A 24446-nucleotide genomic window follows, 5' to 3' on the forward strand; every position below is an offset into this window, starting at 1 on the left:
GCGCAGGCGAACGCGGCCGGTCGGGTGGCGGTCGCGCCACCTCCGGCGCCGGACGGCGGCATCCGCTCGTCCTGGTGGTTGAGCAGCGTCGCCGTGACACCCCCGGCGACGAGCAGGACGGCGGCGGTCGCCGCGCCGCTGAGTGCGATCAGCCGTCGGCGTCGGCCGTTCGGGCGGGCCGTCGGCGGGCGGATCGACGGCGCCGCGTCGTCCGGCGGACCCGCCGGGCCGACCGGGGTGGACGCTGCCGACCGGCCCGCGCTGCGGACCGCCGCCACCGCCGAGGTGGGAGCCGGCCCGGCTGGCCGGTCGCGGTCGGCGGCCGCGGCGCGCAGCAGCTGCTCGGCCTCGATGGCGGTCAACCGCCGCCAGGGGTCGCGCTGCAACAGGCCGGTGATCACCGGACGCAACGGGCCGGCCCGGCGCATCGGATCCGGCGGTTCGGTGGCCAGCGCGCTCAGCGTCGCCATCGCGCTGGACCGGGCGTACGGGGACTGCCCCTCGACCGTGGCGTAGAGCGTCGCGCCCAACGACCACAGGTCGGTACGCGGATCCGACACGCCTTCGCGGGCCCGCTCCGGCGCGACGAACTGCGGCGAGCCGAGCACCAGGCCCGGGCCGGTCATCGCCCCGTCCCCGCCGTCGAAGGTCGCCAGCCCGAAGTCGGTGAGCACCACCCGCCCGTCGTCGGCGACCAGCACATTGTGCGGCTTCACGTCGCGGTGCAACACGCCGGCGCTGTGCGCCGCCCGCAACGCCGCGAGCACGGCCAGCCCGATCCGGGCGGTACGTTGTGGACTCAGCGGGCCCTCGGTGTTGATGATCTGCTGCACCGACCGGGATGCCACGTACTCCATCACGATCCACGGATTTTCCCGGTCGTGCACCACGTCGTAGAGACGCACGACGTTGGGATGGTTGAGCCGGGCCGCCGTGCGGGCCTCGCGCATCGTCCGCAGTCGTAGTTCGGCGCGCTCGGCCTCGGCCAGCCAGGATGGCGGCACAACCTCCTTCACCGCCACGTCCCGGTGCAGCATCTCGTCGCGGGCCAGCCATACCCGGCCCATCCCGCCGGTGCCGACCAGGTCGAGCAGCCGGTACCGACCCGCGATCAGCAACTGCTGCACGGTCGCTCCCCCTCGGTCACCCCGAGTTCCACGATAGCCACCAACGCGGCTTTTCTCATCCGCTGAGCGGCCTCGATCCACGCCGGACGGAGGGCCGAGCAGGGCCATACGGCGCAGGTCAGCGGGGTGGTCGGAAACTCTCTCGCACCCTCGTCCAGTCCGCGTCGGCGGCCGTCCAGTCCCGGTCGTCGGTGATCCAGCCCAGGGTCCAGCGCTCGTCCGGGAGGACCTCCTGCCGGGCGTGCAGCACCGGGCCGTACGGGGCCGTCCACCGGCACTCCCACTCCGCGCCGCCGCCGCCCGCGGCGAGCCGGATCTCGTCGTAGTTCGGCAGCGCCCCGACCCGGGCCGCGTCGTCGCGGGCCGACCGCAGTCGGGTCAGCGGGTCGGCCGCCGCACCCGGCGCGACGCTCAACGCCCGACCGGTGGCCGGGTCCTGGAAACAGACCACCGCGCCTTCGCGTGAGTAGTGCCAGGTCGCCGGCACGGAGACCCGGAAGCCGGTGCTGTCGGCGTGCCAGACCCAACCCGTGGGTGGCCGCAACCGCTCGCCCGGCAGGGGTGACCCGGCCGCGACCGGCGGCCCCGCGACGTCCGGATGGACGCAGGGGAACGGCGGCGGGGGCACGTCGCGGCCATTCGGCGGCGGGCCGGGCCGGCCGGGGCCACCACCGCCGTACAGGCCGCCCCGGTCATCGCCGGAGCCCCCGTTCGTGCCGCTGGCGTCGTTCGGACGATCCGCCCCTGGCGCGGTGGACCGCCCGGCGGTGTCGGTCGGGGCGTCACCGGCGACGGCCAGCGCGGTGCCCACGCCAGCCGCGGCGGCCACGAGCAGCGCGGTGACGACCAGCGCGGCCCGCCGCGCCGTCGGCCGCTCGCTCAGTCGTCCGCCCAGTCGCTCGGACGTCGCAGGGGCGGGGGTTGTCGCATCCGCCGAGGCCCGGACGTCCGGTTCGCCGCTCGGGCGGGCGTCGGTCGCAGCGTTTCCCGGTGGAACGGCCTCGCTGCCGCTGGTGGTGGCGGTCGGGTCGGACTCGGGCAGCGCGATGGTGACGTCCTGGTCGGCCGGTTCCCCGGAGGCGGACGCCGCCGAGGCCGAGGAGCCGGTGGGGGCGGAGGCGCCGGTCGCGGGCGAGGAGTGGGTCGGGGCGTCGGCTGCGGCTTCCCGCGAGTGCGCCGGCGGGCTGGGATGGCCGGTCGCCGCGGTGAGCAGCCGGCGGGCCCCGTCGTGGTCGAGGCGGTCGCGCGGGTCGCGGCGCAGCAGCCCGGCGAGCACCGGGGCGAGCGGTCCAGCGTGCGGGGCCGGGTCGGGTGGGCCCGCGGCCAGGGCGCTGAGCGTGGCCATCGCGTTGCTGCGGGCGTACGGGGAGCGGCCCTCCACGGCGGCGTGCAGGGTGGCCCCGAGCGACCACAGGTCGGCGGCCACCGTGGACACCCCCTCGGCGGCCCGCTCCGGGGAGACGTACTGCGGGGAGCCGAGCACCAACCCGGGGCGGGTCATCGCGCCGTCCCCGCCGTCGAAGGTGGCCAGCCCGAAGTCGGCGAGCATCACCCGGCCGTCGTGGGCGACGAGCACGTTCTGCGGTTTGACGTCGCGGTGCAGCACTCCGGCCGTGTGCGCGGCCTCCAGCGCACCGAGCAGGGCCAGGCCGATCCGGGCGGCGCGGGCCGGCTCCAGCGGCCCCTCGGCGTCGATGACGTCCTGCAGGGTGCGCGACGGGACGTACTCCATCACGATCCACGGGCTGCCCTCGACCGGGACGACGTCGTAGAGCCGGACCACGGCGGGGTGGTTGAGCCGGGCCGCGGCGCGCGCCTCCCGCAGCGTGCGCGAGCGCAGCTCGGCCCGTTCGTGGTCGGCCAGCCAACTGGGCGGTACGACCTCCTTGACCGCGACCTCGCGGTGCAGCATCTCGTCGCGGGCTCGCCACACCCGACCCATGCCCCCGCGACCCACCAGGTCGAGCAGCCGGTACCGACCGGCGATCAGCACCTGCGCACGCTCCTCCTCAGCCGCTGTCCGGGGTACACCCTAACCAGTGGATCGGAAGTCACCTATCGGTCGTCCGACTTGGCTCAGCAGGCGGCGTGGTCGGCGGCGGCGAGCAGATTGCCCTCCGGGATGGCGATCCGGTCACGCCCGCCGGCCAGTCGGGCGGCGGCCCGCCGGGCCTGGAGCGGGCCGTGTTCGCGACGGGCGGTGGCATAGGTGGCGGCGGTGCGGGCCGCGATGCTGGCCCAGCCGTACCGCTCGCCGACCATGCTGCGGGCCCGTCGGGCCACCCGCCGGGCGAAGACCTCGTCATCGAGCAGTTGGTCGACCGCGCCCGCGAGGGCCGCCGGGTCGCTGTGCGGGAACGTCACACCGGTCACGCCGGACTCGACGATCTCGGCGAGGCCGCCGGTGCGGGCCACCGCCAGCGGCGCTCCGGCCGCGGCCGCTTCCAGGGCCACCATGCCGAACGGCTCGTAGAGGCTGGGGACCACCGTCGCGTCGGTCGCGCCGAGCACCGCCGGCAGTTGGGTGGCGTCGAGGAAGCCCGTGAAGCGGACGGTCGAGCCGAGCGCCAGGCGGCGGGCCTCGGCCTCCAACTCGGGGCGGTACGGGCCGTCGCCGGCGATCACCACGCGCAGGCCGGGGTGCCGCTCGCGCAGCCGGGGCACCGCGTGCACGAGGTGCTGCACGCCCTTCTCGTACACCAGGCGTCCGGCGTACCCGACGAGGGGGCCGTCCGCGGCGAACCGTGCGCGGGCCGTGGCGACCGCGCGCGGGCGGGCCCGCCAGGCCCGGTCGTCGACCCCGTTGGGCACCACGTCGACCAGCCCGGTCGGCACGTCGAACAGCGCGCTGACCTGGTCGCGCATGTAACCCGAACAGGTGATCACCCGGGTGGAGGACCCGCTGAGCCAGTGCTCGACACCGTGGATGGTGCGGTTCATCTCCTCGGGCAGCCAGCCCTGGTGCCGGCCCGCCTCGGTCGCGTGGATGGTGGTGACCAGCGGCAGGTCGAGGTGTTCGGCGAGGGTGGTCGCGGTGTGGGCGACGAGCCAGTCGTGGGCGTGGATGACGTCGTAGCTGCCGGCCTGGGTGGCGCGTAGGGCGGTGCGGGTGAGGGTGTGGTTGAAGGCCATGGTCCAGGCGAGCAGGGAGCTGGTGGCGAGGGGGAAGGTGACGGGGTCTTCGGGTGCGCGCAGGAGGCGCACGCCGTCGGCGTATTCCTCCAGGGGTGCGCCGTCGGCGTGGCGGGTGACGACGGTGACGTCGTGGCCGGCGGCGGCGAGGGCGACGGAGAGGGCGTGCACGTGTCGGCCGAGGCCGCCGACGAGCACCGGCGGGTACTCCCACGACAGCATCAGCACCCGCAGCTGACGGGCGGGGTGGATGTCGATCACGTGGGCGTCGGGTGACATGCGGCCCCCTTTGAGTTGTCCCCGGGCGCGCGCCGACCGACACCGGAGTCGGTGTCGCCGTCGCGTCTGGATCGGGGCCAATCCTGCCGGGGCCGAGATAACCAGCGGAGACACCGCCGTTGCGGTCGTGTAAAGCGCTACTGGCCCTTGCGGCGCACCCGCAGCAGCTCGGCCACCGACCACGCCTGGAACGGGCAGCCGGTCGCGGAGTGCGGCGCGACGCCGTCGGCCGTCTCGCTTACCGAGCCTAGCCCATATTCGGTCAGATGGGACTCAATACCGATCAATACGTCATCGACTGACATCTTGCCTCGGCGGCAGGCGTCCACGTACGGCCCGAGCAGCCACGGCCACACCGTGCCCTGGTGGTAGCCGCCGTCGCGCTCGGCCGGGCCACCCCGGTGCCGACCTACGAACTCGGGCGAGTCCGGGGCGAGGCTGCGGGGCCCGAGCGGGGTGAGCAGCCCGGCCGCGATCCGGCGCAGCGTCGGCTCGTCCGGCTCCAGCGGCGCGAACGGCAACGACCAGGCCAGCAACTGGTTGGGGCGCAGGGCGTCGTCGTCGTGCAGGGCCGCCCCACCGAGTGGGTACGCCGGCGCGGGCGCGTCCAGCACGTCGTGCAGCCAGCCGGTCGGGGACGGGAAACGGTCCCGGAACGACGCGGTCGCCTGGGCGTGCCGCCGCCACAGCTCGCCGGCGTCCTGCCCGGCCAGCTCGGTCAGCTCGGCGAGACCGGCCAGCCCGTTGATCCACAACGCGTTGACCTCGACCGGCTTGCCCGTGCGCGGGGTGACCGGCACCCCGTACACGCGGGCGTCCATCCAGGTCAGGGCGGTGCCCGGGGCGCCCTGGGCGAGCAGCCCGTCGGCCGGGTCGACGGCGATCCCGTAGCGGGTGCCGGCCACGTGCGCGTCGACGACCGTGCGCAGCGCCGGCAGCAGCTCGTCACCGAGATCGGTGTCGCCGGTGACCGTCACGTGCCGGCTCACCGCGTGCAGGAACCACAACGTGCCGTCGACGGTGTTGTACTCCACCCGCCCGGTGTCGGCCGTGTTGGCGAGCATCCCCTCGGACAGCGTCGCCGCGTACGCCCGCAGCAGCTCGCGCCCCTCGGCGGCCCGGCCCGTGCAGAGGAACAACCCCTCGTACGAGATCATCGTGTCCCGCGACCAGGCGCCGAACCACGGGTACCCGGCCACCACGTCGATCGCCGCGCCGCCGGGACGGACCACGAACGCGTCGGCGGCCAGCGCGAGCGTCGCGTCCACCTCGTCGGCCGGCTTCGCCGCGGCCACCACCTGCCGGTTGCGTCGCCGGGCCGTCGCCACGATCTCGGCGGCCGGCGGCGGCTCCTCGTCCAGCCGGCCCGCCCAGGCCCGCACCGACACCGTGTCGCCGGGTCGTTCCAGCTCGCCGGCGAAGCGTCCCGCGTACCAGATGTCCTCGTCCGGGTGCAGGCCCCGGGTGGCCTCCTCGCGGTGGTGCACGCCCAGCCACCACTGCCCCTCCGGCGTCCAGCCGGGCCCGGCGAGCCGGTACGCGCCCTCGACCACCGCGCCGTCCGCGACCGCCTCGACCTGCGGCGTCGGGCCGTCGGCCCGACGCTCGCCGTGCGCGTCGCGCCAGGTGCACGCGGCCGACAGCTCCAGCCGGACCGGACCGCCGGCGACCAGCCGGTGGACGACCGCCACGCAGGAGCGGCCGGGCAGCATGGCCAGCTCCCGCTCGATCACGACCGCGCCGATCCGCCACCGCCACCGGGGCAGCCCGTCGACCAGGTCGAAGCGCTCCAGCAGCTCGAAGCCGCGCGGGTCGACGACGCCGGAGGACCACTCGTGGGCGCCGAGCCGGACCCGGGCGCCGGACGGCAGGGTGACCGCCGGGTCGAGGCTGACGAGTCCCACCTGGCGGGACGCGGGAGTTTCGCCCGGCACCACCAGCAGACCGTGGTAGCGGCGGGTCCGCAGCCCACCGACGGTGCCCATCGCGTACCCGCCGATGCCGTCGGGCACCAGCCACTCCCGGCTGGACGCGCTGGTCAGATCGCCGCAGACCTGCGGGCCGAAGTGAATGTCGATCAACTTTCCTCCACCGCCGCCGAGGTGTAACACGCCACGACGAGAATGGCCGCTGTGGTGAAGTACCTCGGCGGCGTCAAAGATGTGCACGTGATCACTGACCGATCGTCCTCCGACGCCTCGCCACCCGACGCTGAGCGGCTCCGGCTCGCCCAGGCCGACTCGGGGGAGCAGGACTGGCGTGCATGGGGTCCCTATCTGTCCGAACGGGCGTGGGGGACGGTACGGGAGGACTACAGCGAGCACGGTACGGCGTGGGACTACTTCCCGCACGACCATGCGCGGTCCAGAGCCTACCGCTGGAATGAAGACGGGATGGCCGGCGTCTGCGACGACCGACAGACCTTCGCCTTCGCCCTGGCGCTGTGGAACGGCAAGGACCCGATCCTCAAGGAGCGGATGTTCGGCCTCGGCGGCGACGGCGGCAACCACGGGGAGGACGCCAAGGAGTACTGGTGGTACGAGGACTCCACGCCCACCCACTCCTGGATGCGCTGGCGCTACCACTACCCGCAGGCCGCCTTCCCGTACGACGAGCTCGTCGCGGTGAACGCGCTGCGCGGCCGGGACGACACCGAGTACGAGCTGGTGGACACCGGGATCTTCGACGACGACCGGTACTGGGCGGTGACCGTCGACTACGCCAAGGCGTCACCGACCGACCTGTGCATGGTGGTGACCGTGGCCAACCGGGGCGATGAGGCGGCGACCCTGCACGTGCTGCCCACCCTGTGGTTCCGCAACACCTGGGCCTGGGGGCTGCCCGGCGGCGACCGGATCCCCCGGCTGACCGGGGAGGGCACCCGGCTGGTCGGTGAGCACCGGGTGCTCGGCCAACTGCTGCTTGAGGGCGACGGCGGCCCGGTGCCGCTGCTCTGCGACAACGACACCAACGCCGAGCGGCTGTGGGGGCTGCCCGGCCGCTCGCCGTACCCGAAGGACGGCATCAACGACCACGTGGTCAACGGCGCTCCCACGGTCAACCCGGCCCGCGAGGGCACCAAGGGCGCGTTGCACTACGTGCTCGACGTGCCGGCCGGCGGTCAGCGCCAGATCCGACTGCGGCTGACCCGTACCGCGTCGCCGCCGGCCGCCGCCCCGCCGCCCCCGGCCGACCTCCGGGACGGCTTCGAGGCCGTGGTGTGGGCACGGCGGGCCGAGGCGAACCGCTTCTTCGCCGGCGTGATCCCGGAGGCCGCGACCGCGGACGAGGCGCTGGTGGCGCGGCAGGCCATCGCCGGGCTGATGTGGGGCAAGCAGTTCTACCACTTCGACGTCAAGCGCTGGCTGGACGGCGACCCGGGCTCGTCGCCCCCGCCGGCCGGGCGCCGGCACGGGCGCAACAGCGCCTGGTGGCACATGACCAGCTTCGACGTCATCTCCATGCCCGACCCCTGGGAATATCCCTGGTACGCGGCGTGGGACCTGGCCTTCCACTGCGTGAGCATCGCCCGGGTCGACCCGGGCTTCGCCAAGGAGCAGATCCTGCTCCTGCTGCGCGAGTGGTACCTGCACCCCAACGGGCAGATCCCGGCGTACGAGTGGGCGTTCGGGGACGTGAACCCCCCGGTGCACGCCTGGGCGGCGCTCAAGGTGTTCGAGATCGACGGCGGCAAGGACTTCGAGTTCCTGGGCCGGGTGATGCACAAGCTGCTGCTCAACTTCACCTGGTGGGTCAACCGCAAGGACACCGGCGGCAACAACGTCTTCGAGGGCGGCTTCCTCGGGCTGGACAACGTCGGGCCGTTCGACCGCTCGGCGGCGCTGCCGGTGGCCGGCGTGCTGGAGCAGTCCGACGGCACCGGCTGGATGGCCATGTACGCCCTCAACCTGCTCGACATGGCCATCGTGCTGGCCGAGCACGACCGGACCTGGGTGGACACCGCCACGAAGTTCTTCGAGCACTTCCTCTACATCGCCGCCGCCGCGTACGAGCAGGGGCTGTGGGACGACGAGGACGCCTTCTTCTACGACGTGCTGCGCCTCGCCGACGGCACGAAGGTGCCGCTGAAGGTCCGCTCGGTGGTCGGGCTGCTGCCGCTGGCCGCCACCACCCGCCTCACCGCCAAGACCCTGCACCGGCTGCCGGAGCTGGGCGCGCGGCTGCGCTGGTTCCTCACCAACCGCCCCGAGTACGCCCAGGTGATCGGCACCCGCCGGCTCGGCCCGGACGGCCGTCAGCAGCGGCTGCTGTCCATGGTCGGCCAGGATCAGGTGGTCCGGCTGCTCGCCCGGATGCTCGACCCCGACGAGTTCCTCTCCGACTTCGGCCTGCGGACGCTGTCCCGCGCGCACCTGGACAAGCCGTTCTCGGTCACCCTCGGCGGGCAGGAGTTCTCCGTCGGCTACGAGCCGGCCGAGTCGACGAGCGGCCTGTTCGGCGGCAACTCGAACTGGCGCGGGCCGATCTGGATGCCGACGAACTTCCTGCTGATCAGCGCACTGCGCGACTACGCGGCGTTCTTCGGCGACGACCTCCAGGTGGAGTATCCGACCCGCTCCGGGGTGAAACGCTCGCTGGACGAGATCGCCGACGACCTGTCCGCCCGGCTGATCTCGCTCTTCACCCAGGACGACTGGGGCCGACGGCCGATCTACGGCGCCGCTCAGATGTTCCAGACCCACCCGGACTGGCGCGACCTGATCGCCTTCCCGGAGTACTTCCACGGCGACAACGGCGCCGGCCTGGGCGCCTGGCACCAGACCGGCTGGACGGCCCTGATCGCCGACCTGATCCTCACCCTGCGCCGCTGACCCGCGCCCCGCCCCGCCCGCCGCGCCCCGCCCTGCGTACCGCATGATCGTGCTCGATCCAGGATGTAGTGGTGTCGGTGGCGTGGTGAGGCGACTCGATCCTGGATCGAGCACGATCATGGGGCGGCGCTCACTCGTGCGGCGCGGCCTCGGCTGCCGATCTGCCGAGGAGGCAACAGTCACCAATCCGTCATGAGGCGGATACGAACAGTGCTGGTCGTTACGCTCGGCCCGTGTCCGTACCTGCCGAGGAGGCAACCGAAGAGGACCGGCGACATCTCATCGTCACGGCCGCCCGCGAGCTGGCCGAGGCTGAGGGTTGGACGGGGCTGAACGGCCGACGGCTCGCCGAGCGGGCCAACGTGGACGTCGGCGACCTCTACCGGCATTTCGCCGACCAGGAGGCGGTGCTGGCCGCCGTCGCGGTGCACGGCTTCGCCGAGCTGGCCGCCGAGCTGACCGCCGCCCACGCCGACAACCCCTTCCCGGAGCGGGCCTGGGCGGTGATGGCGACCGCGTACCTCGACTTCGCGTACGCCAATCCAGCTGTCTACGACGCGATGCTCGCGCTGACCCCGGACCTCGCCCTCGGCGCGGCCGGGGTGCCGGCGGCGCCGCGGGCGGTCTTCGCCGCGCTGCGGGCGGCCCTGCTCCCGCTGGCTCAGGGGCGTGATCCGGACACCCTCGCCGAGGTGGGCTGGAGCCTGCTGCACGGCGTCGTGATGCTCACCCGCGGCGGCCGGCTGCGCCCCGAGGCGCAGGAGGAGCGGGAGGCGATGATCACGGAGAGGCTGCTGTGGTGGCCCTGCCCGGCGGACGGGAACTCGCTGGGTGCCCGGGGCGCAATGCCCTAGAGTTCGCGTCCCGCACGAGCATGATCGCGAGGAGGTGCCGGCATGACCACGGACCAGGCGGCCCGTCGACGGGCACAGGTATTGATCTTCGACGCGGACGACACGTTGTGGGAGAACAACGTCGTCTTCGAGCGGGTGATCGACGACTTCCTGGCCTGGCTCGACCACCCCACCCTGGACCGGGCGGAGACCCGGGCGATCCTCGACGACATCGAGCGGGCCAACGCGGTGGCGCACGGGTACGGCAGCAAGGTCTTCCTCCGCAGCCTCGCCGAGTGCCTGGAGCGGCTGCGCGAACGGCCGGCCACCGACGCCGAGCGCCAGGAGATCGACCGGCTGGCACTGGCGCTGGTGGAGCACCGGGTGGAGTTGATGCCCGGTGTCGCCGAGGCGCTCGACGAGTTGGCCGGCCGGCACGAACTGCTGCTGCTGACCAAGGGCGAACGGGAGGAGCAGCAGCGCAAGCTGGATGCCTGCGGGCTGCTGCACCACTTCGGGGCGGCGCACATCGTCGCCGAGAAGAACGTCGACACCTACCGGTGGCTCATCCGCGAGCACGGGTTCGAGCCGGCCGACGCGTGGATGATCGGTAACTCCCCGAAGTCCGACATCCTCCCGGCGCGGGCGGCCGGGCTGAACGCGGTGTTCATTCCGAACGAGAACACCTGGGTGTTGGAGGACGACGAGCTGGACCCGACCGACACCGGCGTGCTGCGACTGGCCGCCTTCCGGGACCTGCTCCGGCACTTCTGACCGTCGAACCCGAACAGCGTCGAAGATCATGGTCGCGTTACGCGCACATGCCGCTTTTTCCCCTTGAGATCAGTCACGTCCCGGACGGTCCCGCAACGCTTGTCCGCCCCGTCGGGATCCGCCTAACCTGGGCCGGCGCTCACGGCCTTTCGGGGTGTGCCGGGGGCGCACCGGTGTCCGGCGGGTGGGCACCGTGGAGCTGAGTGCAGGGCGGCCGGACCTCCCCGCCGGGCCGCGTGGCGTCGTGCCGCGCCCACGCGCGCGGTGGGTGCCGGACCTGTCCGCTCCCCGTCGGACGGCCGGACGTCAGGACCGGGTAGTTGCGGACCCGGTCCTGACCCGGCCACTGCGATCGGTGCCGGCTCGCTAGGCGCGGTGCCGGCCGTCGCCGGTGGGGCGGGCGTCCGGCTCGTCGGACCCGCCACGGACGATCGAGATCGCCACCCGGCAGAACTCGTCCATGTCCGGGTTGAACCCGGCCGCGATGTCGGGATGCAACCCGGAGCGGGTCTCGTCCAACAGCCGCTGGCACACCTGCTCGACCGGCTCGCCGGCGTAGCCGGCGCGAATCCGGTCGGTGGCTGCCTGGAGAGCCGAGGTCAGCTGGTCCTCCAGCGGCCCGCGCAGCTTCTGCTGCACGGGATCGAGCCCGCGCGGGTCGAGCGTGACATGTGGCTCCGACATCGTGCTCCCTTCGTCGGCGTCCGCGATACCCCACCGCGGCCGTCGGTCAAACGCCGGAAGGTACGGCGGCTACCCGCACCTGGTACGAGAAGTCCTCCGCCGGCTCCTCGTGGTACGACAAGCGGCGGATCTGCCGGTCGTCGTCGTAGAGGGCGACATCCACCAGGACGCCGAGGTGCGCCAGGCCGATGGTGGAGACCCGCTTCTTGTCCTGCAGCACCGCGCAGACGCCGCCGAGCAGGGTGCTGGCGTCGGATGTCCGGTGCCCGGGCGGGCAGCGCAGAACCAGGTCCACCTCGATCGGCCCGGGCAACGGCGTCCAGCCGGTGCGCTGGGCCGCGCCCAAGGCGGCCTGGAGCAGGGTGCGGACCCTCGTCGCCTGCCGGTGTCCGGCGGCGAAGATGGACAACGCTTCGGTCTTGACCGGTGGCAGGCCGCTCACCTCGAAGGTCAGGGCGAGAGCGCGGGTGTCCTGCACGACGGCACCTCCCTCATTGGGACGATCCTGCCGAACCGGTGCAGCGGCGGTGGGACGTTCCCGCGATAACCAACCGATCGGGCAGGCTGGGCCGGCCGGAGGCGTGTCGACGTCGGCGGCGAACGCGCTGGCTGCGGCGCTACGGAAACGCTAGTCGACGCCGCCCGCGCTGGGTAGTCGGTCGTTCACCCGGTGGTGCGTGGCGGAAAGGCGCAGAACTCGTTGCCCTCCGGGTCGGCCAGCACCCACCAGCCGACCTCGCCGTCGGGTTCGCGGACCAGCCGGGCGCCGGCCGCGAGCAGCGGCGCCGGCTCCGCCCCCGCCAGCCGCAGATCCAGGTGTACGCGTGTCTTGCCGACCCGAGGCTCGGGCACCTGGTTCACCCAGATCGACTCGGCGTCCGAACGCGCGGAGCGGGGGTCGACGCGGGTGTCGCTGCCCCCGGCGGCCCTGACGCAGCAGTGTCCGGGATGTTGTGCGGATCTTGCGGCGCGTTGGCCCGGGAGAGTGCGCGGTCAGCGCTGTTTGGCGTAACCGATGAATGCCTTCCAGGCATTCGGGGTGACGTGCAGGGTCCCGCCGTCGCGGTCCTTGGTGTCGCGCACCAGCACGACGTGCGGCAGGTTGTCGGCGACCTCGACGCAGGCACCGCCGTTGCCGCCGGACCGGGTCGACTTGCGCCAGCGTGGAGTCAGGGCATCCATGACTTCGTCACTTCCTTGATCAGCTCGATTGACTGCCGGCGGGGGAGGGCCTCGTTGCGAACGATCTCCCACGTCTTGGCCAGCTTAGCGACGTCGGTCGACGTGTCGACGATCTGCGCGGTGAGCTGGTTGTCGGCGTAGGTCACCCGTTCGCCGTCCGGCATCTCGGCGATGATGAACTGGCCACCCATCCCCAGGTACATCCCCGCGTCCACCGGGACGACGTGCACCTGGATGTGCTCCTGGGCCGCCAACTCCACCAGGTGCTCGCACTGTTCGAGCATGAGGCCCGGCTGGTCGAGCACCGGCCGGCGCAACACCGCTTCGTCCAGCACGGTGATGAGCTGCGGCGGGCGCGGGCGTCGCAGGATCGCCTGCCGCTCCAGCCGTGACGCGACGATGCGGTCGACGTCCTCGGCGTCGAACCGGCCGCCGGCCAACGTGGCGCGGGCGTACCGCTCGGTCTGGAGCAGGCCCGGCACGTACGCCAACTCGAACCAGCGCAGCGTGGTCGCCTCCCGCTCGAACTCGATCCACTCACGCAGCCAGGCCGGTTCGGCGTCGAGCCGGCCCAACCGCTCCAGCATCCGCTGGAAGCGCTCGCCGGTCCGGTGGTGGTTGTCGACCGCTCGCATGTACTCCTTCGTGGGCGGTCGCCCGCCCGTCTCGACGGAGCTGACGTGCGAGCCCGAGTAGCCGATGCCTCGGCCGAAGTCGTCCTGGCTGAGCCCTGTCTCCGCCCGGAGGGTCGCTCCCGTTCCCCCCTTGCGGGAGCGGCCCCTCCCATGCGCGAGGAGGCCGATGTGCTGAGCCCGACAGACCACCACGACGAGACACGGTGGTGGTGATGGTGGTTCGTCCGCCCACCCCGCATGTCGCCATGCGTCCGCTGTGGCGGTGCCGCAATTGCGGCCGGGAGTGGCCCTGCCAGCCGGCCAAGCTCACCCTGTTGACGGAGTACCGGACCGACCGGACGGGTCTGCTGATCTACCTCGGCACCCTGATGAACGAGGCGACCCACCAGCTCACCCAACTCCACCCGGACCACCCGCCGACACGGATGACCGAACGCTTCCTCTCCTGGGCGCGAGCCCGGGGCTGACGCTTGTCGGTCGGGGCGGGGTGCTCGTCTTGCCCGTTGCGGGCAGGTTTCGCGGCGCGGGGAGTGGGGCAGTGTAGCCGCACGGAGCATCCGGGCCTGGTCATTTCCGCAGCTCATCGGCCCGGAAAGGTCTCGCCGTGCGCCGGGGCACGGATGCCCCTCCCCGGTTTCTCGCCGAAGAGAGGGGGAGGGCGATGACGGACCCCGAAACGGCTCGACACCGGCGTCGGCCGGCTGCCCGGCTTGGCGCCGCGGCCGCCGCGCTGGCGCTGGTCGCGCCGTTGGCCGCGTGCGGCGCCGACGACGGTGGCGGCGGTACGCCGACGATCAACCTGTACTACCCGCCGGAGCAGAACCTGCAGAAGGTGGTCGACGACTGCAACGCGCAGGCCCAGGGACGATACAAGATCGTTTACCGGGTGCTGCCCCGTCAGGCCGACGACCAGCGGGTGCAGATGGTGCGCCGGCTGGCCGCCGAGGACAGCGGGATGGACGTGCTCGGCCTGGACGTCACCTGGACCCAGGAGTTCGCCAGCGCCGACTGGATCCGCGAGTGGACCGGCCAGGAGAAGTCCGACGTCGAGCAGGGCACCCTCGCCGGGCCGCTGGACACCGCCCGCTACGAGGACAAGCTCTACGCCGCGCCGAAGAACACCAACGTCCAACTGCTCTGGTACCGCAAGGACCTGGTGCCGCAGCCGCCGACCACCTGGGACCAGATGATCACGGCCGCCCAGCAGCTCAAGGACCAGGGCAAGCCGTACCAGGTGCTCACCATGGGCGCCCAGTACGAGGGCCTGGTCGTCCTCTACAACACCCTGGCCGAGAGCGCCGGCGGAAAGGTCCTCTCCGACGACGGCAAGAAGGCCGTGATGGACGACGGCACGGTCCGGGCGCTGGAGCAGTTGCAGCGGTTCGCCACGTCGGGCGTGACCTCGCCGTCGTTCAGCAACGCCACCGAGGACCCGGTCCGGCTGGAGTTCCAGTCCGGCTCGGGCGCGTTCCAGGTGAACTGGCCGTTCGTCTATCCGGCGTTGCAGGAGGCCAACCCGGAGCTGGCCAAGCAGGTCGGCTGGGCGCGGGTGCCCGGCATCGACGAGAACACCCCCAGCAAGGTCACCATCGGCGGCGTGAACCTGGCGGTCAGCTCCTACTCCCGGCACCCGGAGCAGTCGTTCGAGGCGGCCCGGTGTCTGCGCAGCCCCGAGCACCAGAAGTTCTCCGCCATCAACGACGGCGTGCCACCGACCATCGAGGCGGTCTTCGACGAGCCGGAGATGACCGAGGCGTACCCCATGAAGGACACCATCCTCGAAGAGCTGAAGGAACCGGCGACCCGTCCGCTGACCCCGGCCTACCAGAGCATCTCGACCGTCATGTCGGCGATCCTGTCGCCGCCGTCGGCGATCCGTCCGCAACAGACGGCCGATGAGCTGCGCGGCGCCATCGCCGACGCCCTCCAGTCCAAGGGGGTCCTGCCGTGAGTGTCAACGCCACGCCGGCCGGCGCGCAGGTGAGCGCCGAGGCGGAACGGGCCACCACCGTCCCCACCCAGCGGGGCGGCCGTCGCCGGCCGCCGCTGAGTGAGAACAAGAAGGCCGAACGGCGACTCGGTTGGCTGCTCTGCGCGCCCGCCGCGCTGGTGATGGTCGCGGTGACCGCGTACCCGATCATCTACTCGGTCTGGCTGTCGTTGCAGCGCTACGACCTGCGCTTTCCCGACCAGCGTGAGTTCATCGGGCTGGAGAACTACGTCACCGTGCTCACCAACGAGTTCTGGTGGACGGCGTTCGGGGTGACCACGCTGATCACGGTGGTCACCGTGGCCGTCGAGCTGGTGCTCGGCATGGGGCTGGCGCTGATCATGCACCGTACGCTTGTCGGGCGCGGCCTGGTGCGGACCTCGGCGCTCATCCCGTACGGGATCGTCACGGTGGTCGCCGCGTTCTCCTGGCGGTACGCCTGGACGCCCGGCACCGGCTACCTGGCGGACGTGTTCAGCGACGGTGCGCCGCTCACCGAGCGGGCCAGCTCGCTGGCGATCATCATGCTGGCGGAGATCTGGAAGACCACGCCGTTCATGGCGCTGCTGCTGATGGCGGGGCTGGCGCTGGTCCCGGAGGACCTGCTCAAGGCCGCCTCCACCGACGGGGCGACCGCCTGGCAGAAGTTCACCAAGGTGATGCTGCCGGTGATGAAGCCGGCGATCCTGGTCGCGCTGCTGTTCCGCACCCTGGACGCGTTCCGGGTCTTCGACAACATCTTCGTGTTGACGGCCGGCGGCAACGAGACCTCGTCGGTGTCGATGCTCGCCTACAACAACCTGATCCGGGGTCTCAACCTCGGCATCGGCTCGACGATGTCGGTGCTCATCTTCATCACCGTGGCGATCATCGCCTTCGTCTTCGTGAAGCTGTTCGGCACCGCTGCCCCCGGCAGCGACGACGGGGAGAGGCGCTGACATGGCTGTCGAAACCACCACCCGGGCGAAGGTGCGCTGGGGTCTGCTCGACGTCCTCGTGGTCGTCTTCGCGATGGTCCCGGTGCTGTGGATCGCCTCGCTGTCGTTCAAGACGCCGGCCACCCTCACCGACGGGAACTTCATCCCCCGGGAGTGGACGCTGGACAACTACCGGACGATCTTCGACACCGACCAGTTCGTCCGCGCGCTGATCAACTCCATCGGCATCGCCCTGATCGCCACGCTCATCGCTGTGGTGCTCGGCGCGATGGCCGCGTACGCGATCAGCCGGCTGGACTTCCCCGGCAAGGGGTTGCTGGTCGGGGTCTCCCTGCTGATCGCGATGTTCCCGCAGGTGTCCCTCGTGTCGCCCCTGTTCGAGATCGAGCGTCAGCTCAAGATCTTCGACACCTGGCCGGGACTGATCCTGCCGTACATCACCTTCGCGCTGCCGCTGGCGATCTACACGCTGTCGGCGTTCTTCAAGCAGATCCCGTGGGACCTGGAGAAGGCGGCGAAGATGGACGGCGCCACCCAGGCACAGGCGTTCCGGCGGGTGATCGCGCCACTGGCCGCGCCCGGCCTGTTCACCACGGCGATCCTGGTCTTCATCTTCTGCTGGAACGACTTCCTGTTCGCCATCTCGCTGACCTCCACCGAGCGGTCCCGCACGGTGCCGGCCGCGCTGTCGTTCTTCACCGGCGCGTCGCAGTTCGAGGACCCCACCGGGGCGATCTGCGCCGCCGCCGTGGTGATCACCGTACCGATCATCCTGTTCGTCCTCTTCTTCCAGCGCCGCATCGTGTCCGGCCTGACCTCCGGCGCAGTCAAGGGATAGGTGAGTAGTCATGGCTGACATCGTGCTCGACAAGGTGAGCAAGAGTTTCCCGGACGGGACCGTCGCCGTGCAGGACGTCGACCTGGAGATCGCCGATGGCGAGTTCGTGATCCTGGTCGGCCCCTCGGGCTGCGGCAAGTCCACCACCCTCAACATGATCGCCGGGCTGGAGGACATCAGCTCCGGCGAGCTGCGCATCGGCGGCCAGCGGGTCAACGACAAGGCCCCCCGGGACCGGGACATCGCGATGGTGTTCCAGTCCTACGCGCTGTATCCGAACATGACGGTGCGGGAGAACATGGCGTTCCCGCTGCGGCTGGCCAAGCTGGACCGGGAGACCATCAACGCCAAGGTCGACGAGGCGGCCAAGGTGCTGGAGCTGGTGCCGCTGCTGGACCGCAAGCCGGCCAACCTCTCCGGTGGTCAGCGTCAGCGGGTGGCGATGGGCCGGGCGATCGTCCGCCAGCCCAAGGCGTTCCTGATGGACGAGCCGCTGTCCAACCTGGACGCGAAGCTGCGCGTGCAGATGCGCACGGTGGTGTCCCGGTTGCAGAAGCAGCTCGGCACCACGACCGTCTACGTCACCCACGACCAGACCGAGGCGATGACCCTCGGCGACCGGGTGGTCATCATGCGGGGTGGCGCGATCCAGCAGGTCGGGCCTCCGCAGGAGCTGTACGACCACCCCCGCAACCTCTTCGTGGCCGGCTTCATCGGCTCCCCGTCGATGAACTTCCTGCACGCCGCCGTGCAGGACGGCAGCCTGCACACCGCGCTGGGCGAGGTGCCGCTCGGCGACCGGGTCCGCCGCGAGCTGGAGGCGGCCGACGCGCCCCGCGAGCTGATCCTCGGCGTACGCCCCGAGCACTTCGAGGACGCCGAGCTGGTCGACGAGGACACCCGTCGCCGGGGTCTGGAGTTCGAGGCGCCCGTGGAGATCGTCGAGTCGATGGGCTCGGACAAGTACGTCTACTTCACGGTGGAGGGGGAGCGGGCCAGCGCCGCCGAGTTGGAGGAGCTGGCCGCCGACGCGGGCGGGGGCGACTTCGCCGGCACCGGTGGCAACCTGGTCACCCGGTTGTCGGCCGAGTCTCCGGTCGCGGAGGGACAGTCCCGCCGCGTCTGGTTCAACCTGGAGAAGATCCACCTGTTCGACCCGACCAACGGCCGCAACCTCACTCTGCACGAGGGCAGGTCGGCCGGCGCGCTCGCCGACTGACGGCCCGACCCCGCCGCCAGTCCCGCCGATCTTGCAGTCTCCGTTGTCGACCTGGGTCGAATGTCCCCTGTGCCGCGACAGGAACTGCAGGATCGGCGGGGGCAGGGTGCGCTGCGGTCGGCGGGTGGGCGTGGCAAGGTGGTCGAAGGTCGCATCGTGAGGCGGGGGGCGGGATGGACCGACGACTGGCCGCGCTGGCCAAGGCGTACGGCGTGTCCACCTGGTACGAGGACTGGCGGCACCGTCGAGTCGAGGTCGCACCAGAGAGCGTCGTGGGCGTGCTCGGCCTGCTCGGCGTGGACGCCACCAGCCCAGCCGCCGTGGCCGACGCGCTCGCCGCCGCCCGCGCGGTCGATTCGACCGCGTTGCCGGCGACGGTGGTGCTGACCCAGGGCACAACCCGGGCGCTGCCCGGCCCGGGCGTGGTGACCCTGGAGGACGGCGGCCGCCGCGACGTCGACGGCGAGTTGCCGGAGGACCTGCCGCTGGGCTGGCACCGGTTGGGCTGCGCCGGCCGCGAGACGACGCTCGTGGTGGTGCCCCGTCGGCTGCCCGTGCCGCCGCGCACCTGGGGTTGGATGCTCCAGCTCTACGCGCTCACCTCGGAACGCTCCTGGGGCATGGGCGACCTCGGCGACCTGGCCGAGTTCACCGGCTGGGCCGGTGCCACGGGCGCGGGGCTGGTGCTGCTCAACCCGCTGCACGCGGTGGGACCCGCGCACCCGGTGGCCGCCTCACCGTACTCACCCGCCAGTCGGCGCTTCGTCAACCCGCTCTACCTGCGCGTCAGTGACACCGCCGCGTACGCCGCGGCAGACCCGGCGACCCGGGCGGTGGTGGACGCGCTGCGCCCTGACCGCGGCGACCTGATCGACTACGACGAGGTGTGGAGCGCCAAGCGGCACGCCCTGGAGCTGCTGCACCCGTACGCCCAGCCGGTCGACCTGGCCGCGGACCCGGCGCTGGCCAGCTTCGCCACCTGGTGCGCGCTGGCGGAGCGGCACGGCAACGACTGGCGTGCCTGGCCGGCGGAGCTGCACCACCCGGACGCCCCGGCGGTCGCCGAGCAGCGTCGGCAGCTCGCCGACCGGGTGGCCTTCCACGCCTGGCTGCAACACCTGTGCGACGAGCAGCTCGACGCCGTCACCGCGGCGGCCCGGGCGGCCGGGATGCCGGTCGGCGTGGTGCACGACCTGGCCGTCGGCATCGACCCGGGCGGCGCGGACGGCTGGCAGCTCGCCGATGTCCTGGCCCAGGGGGTGCGGGTCGGCGCCCCACCGGACGACTTCAACCAGCTCGGCCAGGACTGGGGCCTCGCCGCATGGCGGCCGGACCGGCTCGCCGAGACCGGGTACGCGGCGTACCGGGACATGCTGCGGCGGACCCTGCGGCACGCGGGCGGCCTACGGGTCGACCACGTCGCAGGGCTGTGGCGGCTGTGGTGGGTGCCGCCGGGCGCCAGCGCCGCCGAGGGCACCTACGTCCGATACGACGCCGAGGCGATGCTCGGCATCCTCGCGCTGGAGGCCCACCGGGCCGGCGCGGTGGTGGTCGGCGAGGATCTCGGCACGGTCCAACCCGCCGTGACCCGGGGTCTGCGGGGGCGCAACATGCTCGGCTCGACCGTGCTGTGGTTCGCCCGGGACGACGACGGCACCTTCGTCCCGCCGGCCCGCTGGCCGCGTAACGCGCTGGCCAGCATCTCCACCCACGACCTGCCCACCGCGCCGGGCTTCCTGACCGGGGAGCACGTCCGTGTCCGCGACGAGTTGAAGTTGCTCGGCACCGACGTGGCGGTCGAGCGCGCCCGGGCCGCCGCCGACCGCGAGCGGCTGCTGGCGATGCTGCGCGACGAGGCGCTGCTGCCCGAGCCGGCCGACCCGGGGTCGACGCCCGGCGGCGAGCCGGGCCCACCCGACGACGACGTGGTGGTGGCAATGCACGCGGCGCTCGCGGCCAGCCCCACCCGACTGCTCGGCGTCTCCCTCTACGACGTGCTGGGTGAGGTGCGCCAGCCCAACATGCCGGGCACGGTCGACGAGTATCCGAACTGGCGGCTGCCGCTGCCGGCGACCGTGGCGCAGATCCGCGCCGACCCGAGGGTGACGCGGGTCGTCGACCTCCTCACCGCCGCGCGTCCCCGATCGACCGCCCCGCGCCGGTCCGAGACGAGCAGCCCTCAGGCCGACCAGTCGTAGCGGGCGGGCAGCCCGAGGAAGTCGGCGTACCGCCCCAGGGCCTGCTCCACCCGGGCTCGCTCGCCGGCGTCCAGCGTCGTCAGCGGCCGGATCGCCACGGTGACGGCGGCCCGGCCGAGCGTGCGCTTCCAGACGCCCACCACCCGGCCGGCGCGGACCACGGTCGCCTGGAAGATGCCGTTGTTGCCGGGCACCACGGCCGCCTGGTGCGCGGGGTCGAGCATCAGCGTGCGGTCCCGGTAGCCGAGCAGGTACTCGTCGAAGCCGGGCAGCGCCAGCACGTCGGCCTGCGGCGCGCGCGCACCGGCCAACGCCGTGTCACACAGCGCCGCGTCCACGTGCATCGGCTCGCCGTCGACGAGCACCGTGCTCAGCAGTTCGCCGGCGGCTGCCAGGCCGCGCCGCGCGTCGGTCAGGGTGAGGCCGCTCCAACCGGCGAACTCGCGGGCGGTGACCGGCCCGTGCCCGCGGACGTAGCGGTGGGCGAGCAGGGCCAACGCCTCGTCCCGATCCAGGTGGCGTTGCTCCGGCGCCCACTCGTCGAGCAGGGCGAAGGTCTGATCTGTGCCGACGTTCGGCGCCACGCAGGTCACCCCGCGCACACTCGCGTACCAGAGCAGGTGGTAGCCGCGCTGGCCGTCCGTCGACAGGCCCGCCGCGCGAAGGGCCGCCAGGCACTCCGCCCGCGTGAGCCGGCGCCCGCCGACCAGCGCGGCGCCGAGCACGTCCAGCGCCCGGTCCGCGTCGGCCTCGGTGAGCCCGAGTTGCGTTCGACGGGTCGCGGCGCCGGCCAGCGAGCGGACGCCGGTCAGCTCCAGCATCCAGCGGGTGTCGGCGGGAGGAACGAGGTGCACGGTGCCCCGCATCGGCCAGGTGCGCAGAGCTTCGCGGCGCTCCAGCGCCGCCTGCACGTCGGACCTGGTCCACCCCGGCAACCGGGCGCCCAGCGACCACAGCCCGCTCGCCAGATCCTGCGCCTGCATCGCGCCGAACCACTCGACCACCTCGGCCACCGCGCCGGGCCGGATGCTCGGGTGCGGTCGCAGCAGGAGGCTCGTCATCCGCAGACCGAGCGCCTCGGACGCGGTGAGTTCCGTGGTCATCGGACTCCCTTTCCCGGAGGTGGCTGCGTCAGGGTAGGGCACCCGGCCGACAGTGCCTCGTGTGCATAACCACCTGAGCAGCGGGAAGGCGGCCCCCCGGAAGTACGCGAGCCGCGCGTACGGAGGGGGAGTCTCATGACTGCCGCAAGCGAGCCGGCCCGGGGTGCCGGCGTACCGGCCGGGTCTCGGAGCCACCGGGGGGAAGCCAACGCGAAGACCAGTGCGGCCGCCACCTTCGCTCTGGTGTTCGGCGTCGCCGGTCTGTTCAGCGTGTTGACCGCCATCCTCGCGTGGCTGGGGCTGGTGCTCGGCATCATCGGAATCATCCTCGGCATCGTCGGGCTCAAGATGGCGCAACGACCCGGGGTGACCGGCCGCGGGGTGTCGATCGGCGGTCTGGTGCTGAGCATCCTGGCGGTGCTGATCGGCCTCGGCCTCGCCGCGGGCATCACCACCTTCGTCAACAACGAGAACGCGGTGGACCGCCTCCAGACGCAGGTCAACAAGCTGCGCGACAAGCTCGACTGACGCGGGCCGCCCCGACGGGGAGCACGTTCGACGACGCGGGGCGGGTCGCGACCCGGGCCCCAGTAGGGTGGGCGACGTGCTCCGCCAGGTCAACGCCATCCGCTACGTCACGCCGCTGCGCGAGGGTGGCTCGCTGCCGGGCGTCGTGGAGGCCGACGACCTCGGCACGTACGTGGCGAAGTTCTCCGGCGCCGGGCAGGGGCCCAAGGCGCTCATCGCCGAGGTGATCTGCGGTGAGCTGGCCCGCCGGCTGGAGTTGCGGGTGCCGCCGCTGGTGGTCCTCGACATCGACCCGGTGATCGGGCGGGCCGAGCCCGACCAGGAGGTGCAGGAGCTGCTGCGCAACAGCGGCGGCGCCAACCTGGGGATGGACTTCCTCCCGGGAGCGCTCGGCTTCGACCCGGTCGCACACCCGGTCGATGCCGTGCTGGCGTCCCGGGTGCTCTGGTTCGACGCGTACGTGGAGAACGTCGACCGGAGCTGGCGCAACCCGAACCTGCTGGTCTGGCACCGGGAGCTGTGGCTCATCGACCACGGCGCCGCACTGTACTTCCACCACAACTGGCCGCGCGCCGACGCCGCAGTGCACCGGGCCTACCGCGCGGACGATCACGTGCTGGAGCCGTACGCGTCGCGGCTGGCCGAGGCCGACGCGGAGCTGGCACCCCGGGTCACCCCGGAGCTGCTGCGGGAGGTCCTGGCGCTGGTGCCGGCCCAGTGGCTGACCGCCGCCGACTTCGACTCGGCCGACGCGGCGCGGGAGGCGTACGTGGCGCACCTGTCGCGGCGGGTCGCCCGCCCGACGGACTGGCTACCGGCGGGGAGCGTGGCGTGAGGCATCCCTTCGAGTACGCCCTCATCCGGCTGGTGCCCCGCATCGAGCGCGGCGAGCAGATCAACGTCGGGGTGCTGCTCTACTGCCAGCAGCGCGACTTCCTGGCCGCGCGGACGCACCTGGACGCCGATCGGGTCCGCGCGCTGGCATCCGACGTCGATCTGCCGGCCGTGGCCGCGGTGCTCGACTCCCTGGACCGGACCTGCTCCGGTGACGGGCCGGCGACCCGGATGCGGCTCGGTGAGCGGTTCCACTGGCTGGCCGCGCCCCGCAGCACGATGATCCAGGCGGGCCCGGTGCACACCGGTCTCACCGCTGACCCGGCCGGCGAGTTGGACCGGCTGATGGCGGCGCTGGTCCACTGAGCGCACCGGCCGGGAGGTTCGGGAAGTGCCCCTGATCGCGCTGCGCCAGCGTCGTTGCCAGCGGAGCGCGATCCCCCGTTCAGGCGCCCGGTGCCATCCGGCGGCAGGATCGCGCCGGCACCGATGGCATCAGGATGGCCGCCCGCGCGGGCGGCCGGGCCGCAACGACCGGGAACTTGCGGAAAACTTGAGCCCGGACGACCGGAAGGCCGCTGTCGGCGTCGTTTGTCACCGCACCTGGGGGGTAGTCGCGGGAGCTGACCCGAGACGAGAAGGGGACAATCTGATGGCTGCCCAGACCAAGGTAGCGGTGATCTATTACAGCGCCACCGGCATCACGTACCAGATGGCGCAGGCCACGTGCGAGGCCGCCGGGGAGGCCGGCGCCGACGTGCGCCTGCGCAAGGTGCGGGAGCTGGCGCCGGACGAGGCGATCCGCTCCAACTCCGGCTGGCAGGCGCACCACCTGGAGACCCAGGACGTGCCCGAGGCGATGATCGACGACCTGGCCTGGGCCGACGTGGCGATCTTCGGATCCCCCACCCGGTACGGCATGATCGCCGCCCAGCTGAAGCAGTTCATCGACACCACCGGTCCGCTGTGGGCGCAGGGCGCGTTGGCCAACAAGGTCTACGCGGGCTTCACCTCGACGGCGACCTCGCACGGAGGGCAGGAGACCACCCTGACCTCGCTCTTCAACGTCTTCTACCACTGGGGTGGTGTCGTGGTGCCCCCCGGCTACACCGACTCCAGCCAGTTCATCGCCGGCAACCCGTACGGCGCCTCGCACACCAGCAACAACGGGGAGATCGCCCCGGACGCGGTGGCGCTGGGCGCCTGCGCCCTCACCGCCCGCCGGGCGGTGCAGATCGGCGCCGCGCTCAAGCAGGGCATGGGCGGCTGACAGATGGTGCGACCGGTGGCGCGGGCGGGGGCTCTCGGCCCGCTCGCACC

22 protein-coding genes and 1 pseudogene are annotated in these 24446 nt (G+C 72.4%); 13 read left to right on the forward strand and 10 right to left on the reverse strand.

Annotation, left to right across the window (positions count from 1 at the left end):
• The 4 genes from ABZU46_RS23100 to ABZU46_RS23115 form a co-directional block, all read right to left on the reverse strand.
• Nucleotides 1-1067: serine/threonine-protein kinase (locus ABZU46_RS23100; protein WP_354860969.1), on the reverse strand; the 1067-nt coding region annotated here is incomplete at its 3' end.
• A gap of 178 nt (nucleotides 1068-1245) precedes the next feature.
• Nucleotides 1246-3120 (reverse strand): serine/threonine-protein kinase, encoded by a 1875-nt coding sequence (locus ABZU46_RS23105; RefSeq protein WP_354860939.1) that lies wholly within the window; start codon nucleotides 3118-3120, stop codon nucleotides 1246-1248.
• Between the two features lie 83 nt (nucleotides 3121-3203).
• On the reverse strand, nucleotides 3204-4538 hold the full coding sequence (locus ABZU46_RS23110; RefSeq protein WP_354860940.1) for a glycosyltransferase family 4 protein: 1335 nt from the start codon (nucleotides 4536-4538) through the stop codon (nucleotides 3204-3206).
• A gap of 137 nt (nucleotides 4539-4675) precedes the next feature.
• Nucleotides 4676-6619, reverse strand: a complete 1944-nt coding sequence (locus ABZU46_RS23115; RefSeq protein WP_354860942.1) for an amylo-alpha-1,6-glucosidase — start codon at nucleotides 6617-6619, stop codon at nucleotides 4676-4678.
• Nucleotides 6620-6661: 42 nt separating this feature from the next.
• Here ABZU46_RS23115 and ABZU46_RS23120 point away from each other — a divergent pair, with 42 nt between their 5' ends.
• The 3 genes from ABZU46_RS23120 (at nucleotide 6662) to ABZU46_RS23130 (ending at nucleotide 10977) form a co-directional block, all read left to right on the forward strand.
• Complete coding sequence (locus ABZU46_RS23120) at nucleotides 6662-9370, forward strand: glucosidase (protein ID WP_354860943.1); 2709 nt, start codon at nucleotides 6662-6664, stop codon at nucleotides 9368-9370.
• A 233-nt stretch (nucleotides 9371-9603) separates the two neighbouring features.
• Nucleotides 9604-10224: a TetR/AcrR family transcriptional regulator gene (locus ABZU46_RS23125; RefSeq protein WP_354860945.1), complete on the forward strand. Its 621-nt coding sequence runs from the start codon at nucleotides 9604-9606 to the stop codon at nucleotides 10222-10224.
• Between the two features lie 42 nt (nucleotides 10225-10266).
• Nucleotides 10267-10977, forward strand: coding sequence for an HAD family hydrolase (locus tag ABZU46_RS23130; protein WP_354860946.1), 711 nt, complete (start codon nucleotides 10267-10269; stop codon nucleotides 10975-10977).
• A 366-nt stretch (nucleotides 10978-11343) separates the two neighbouring features.
• Here ABZU46_RS23130 and ABZU46_RS23135 read toward each other — a convergent pair whose 3' ends face one another.
• From ABZU46_RS23135 to ABZU46_RS23155, 5 genes and pseudogenes are all read right to left on the reverse strand, one after another.
• Nucleotides 11344-11661 carry a hypothetical protein gene (locus tag ABZU46_RS23135; RefSeq protein WP_354860947.1) on the reverse strand — a complete coding sequence of 106 codons (318 nt, stop codon included), beginning with the start codon at nucleotides 11659-11661 and terminating at the stop codon, nucleotides 11344-11346.
• 46 nt (nucleotides 11662-11707) lie between these two features.
• A complete protein-coding gene (locus ABZU46_RS23140) occupies nucleotides 11708-12139 on the reverse strand; it encodes a hypothetical protein (RefSeq protein ID WP_234589839.1) in 432 nt (143 codons plus the stop codon).
• A 185-nt stretch (nucleotides 12140-12324) separates the two neighbouring features.
• A pseudogene (locus ABZU46_RS23145) lies at nucleotides 12325-12543 on the reverse strand (VOC family protein); the annotation flags it as partial.
• 111 nt (nucleotides 12544-12654) lie between these two features.
• Entirely contained in the window at nucleotides 12655-12843 is a 189-nt protein-coding gene (locus tag ABZU46_RS23150; RefSeq protein ID WP_354860949.1) for a DUF397 domain-containing protein, read from the reverse strand.
• Nucleotides 12831-13646 carry a helix-turn-helix transcriptional regulator gene (locus ABZU46_RS23155; RefSeq protein WP_354860970.1) on the reverse strand — a complete coding sequence of 272 codons (816 nt, stop codon included), beginning with the start codon at nucleotides 13644-13646 and terminating at the stop codon, nucleotides 12831-12833. Before ABZU46_RS23155 ends, ABZU46_RS23150 begins: the two co-directional genes overlap by 13 nt.
• A gap of 44 nt (nucleotides 13647-13690) precedes the next feature.
• Between ABZU46_RS23155 and ABZU46_RS23160 the strand changes: the two genes are divergently transcribed.
• The 6 genes from ABZU46_RS23160 to malQ all read left to right on the forward strand — a co-directional run bounded on the left by ABZU46_RS23160 (nucleotide 13691) and on the right by malQ (nucleotide 20661).
• On the forward strand, nucleotides 13691-13945 hold the full coding sequence (locus ABZU46_RS23160) for a flavin reductase (RefSeq protein WP_354860951.1): 255 nt from the start codon (nucleotides 13691-13693) through the stop codon (nucleotides 13943-13945).
• A 194-nt stretch (nucleotides 13946-14139) separates the two neighbouring features.
• Nucleotides 14140-15429: an ABC transporter substrate-binding protein gene (locus tag ABZU46_RS23165; protein WP_354860952.1), complete on the forward strand. Its 1290-nt coding sequence runs from the start codon at nucleotides 14140-14142 to the stop codon at nucleotides 15427-15429.
• The gene (locus tag ABZU46_RS23170; RefSeq protein WP_354860953.1) at nucleotides 15426-16406 is read left to right on the forward strand and encodes a sugar ABC transporter permease; all 981 of its coding nucleotides are present in this window, start codon (nucleotides 15426-15428) and stop codon (nucleotides 16404-16406) included. The genes ABZU46_RS23165 and ABZU46_RS23170 overlap by 4 nt, the downstream gene beginning before the upstream one ends.
• A 1-nt stretch (nucleotide 16407) precedes the next feature.
• Nucleotides 16408-17244 carry a carbohydrate ABC transporter permease gene (locus tag ABZU46_RS23175; protein ID WP_354860955.1) on the forward strand — a complete coding sequence of 279 codons (837 nt, stop codon included), beginning with the start codon at nucleotides 16408-16410 and terminating at the stop codon, nucleotides 17242-17244.
• A 10-nt stretch (nucleotides 17245-17254) separates the two neighbouring features.
• On the forward strand, nucleotides 17255-18463 hold the full coding sequence (gene ugpC / locus ABZU46_RS23180; RefSeq protein WP_354860957.1) for a sn-glycerol-3-phosphate ABC transporter ATP-binding protein UgpC: 1209 nt from the start codon (nucleotides 17255-17257) through the stop codon (nucleotides 18461-18463).
• A gap of 173 nt (nucleotides 18464-18636) precedes the next feature.
• Nucleotides 18637-20661, forward strand: a complete 2025-nt coding sequence (gene malQ / locus ABZU46_RS23185; protein WP_354860959.1) for a 4-alpha-glucanotransferase — start codon at nucleotides 18637-18639, stop codon at nucleotides 20659-20661.
• Here malQ and ABZU46_RS23190 read toward each other — a convergent pair.
• Complete coding sequence (locus tag ABZU46_RS23190; RefSeq protein WP_354860961.1) at nucleotides 20643-21764, reverse strand: winged helix DNA-binding domain-containing protein; 1122 nt, start codon at nucleotides 21762-21764, stop codon at nucleotides 20643-20645. The two genes, malQ and ABZU46_RS23190, sit on opposite strands and share 19 nt — an antisense overlap.
• Before the next feature lie 135 nt (nucleotides 21765-21899).
• On the opposite strand from ABZU46_RS23190, the gene ABZU46_RS23195 reads away from it, so the two are divergent.
• The 4 genes from ABZU46_RS23195 (at nucleotide 21900) to wrbA (ending at nucleotide 24396) form a co-directional block, all read left to right on the forward strand.
• Nucleotides 21900-22292, forward strand: coding sequence for a hypothetical protein (locus ABZU46_RS23195; RefSeq protein WP_354860962.1), 393 nt, complete (start codon nucleotides 21900-21902; stop codon nucleotides 22290-22292).
• Between the two features lie 76 nt (nucleotides 22293-22368).
• Nucleotides 22369-23127 carry a HipA family kinase gene (locus ABZU46_RS23200; protein ID WP_354860964.1) on the forward strand — a complete coding sequence of 253 codons (759 nt, stop codon included), beginning with the start codon at nucleotides 22369-22371 and terminating at the stop codon, nucleotides 23125-23127.
• Entirely contained in the window at nucleotides 23124-23492 is a 369-nt protein-coding gene (locus ABZU46_RS23205; protein WP_354860965.1) for a DUF3037 domain-containing protein, read from the forward strand. Before ABZU46_RS23200 ends, ABZU46_RS23205 begins: the two co-directional genes overlap by 4 nt.
• Before the next feature lie 286 nt (nucleotides 23493-23778).
• Nucleotides 23779-24396 (forward strand): NAD(P)H:quinone oxidoreductase, encoded by a 618-nt coding sequence (gene wrbA / locus ABZU46_RS23210; protein WP_354860967.1) that lies wholly within the window; start codon nucleotides 23779-23781, stop codon nucleotides 24394-24396.
• The last annotated feature ends 50 nt before the right edge of the window (nucleotides 24397-24446 follow it).

The organism is Micromonospora sp. NPDC005197, from assembly GCF_040608295.1.
Taxonomy (GTDB): domain Bacteria; phylum Actinomycetota; class Actinomycetes; order Mycobacteriales; family Micromonosporaceae; genus Micromonospora.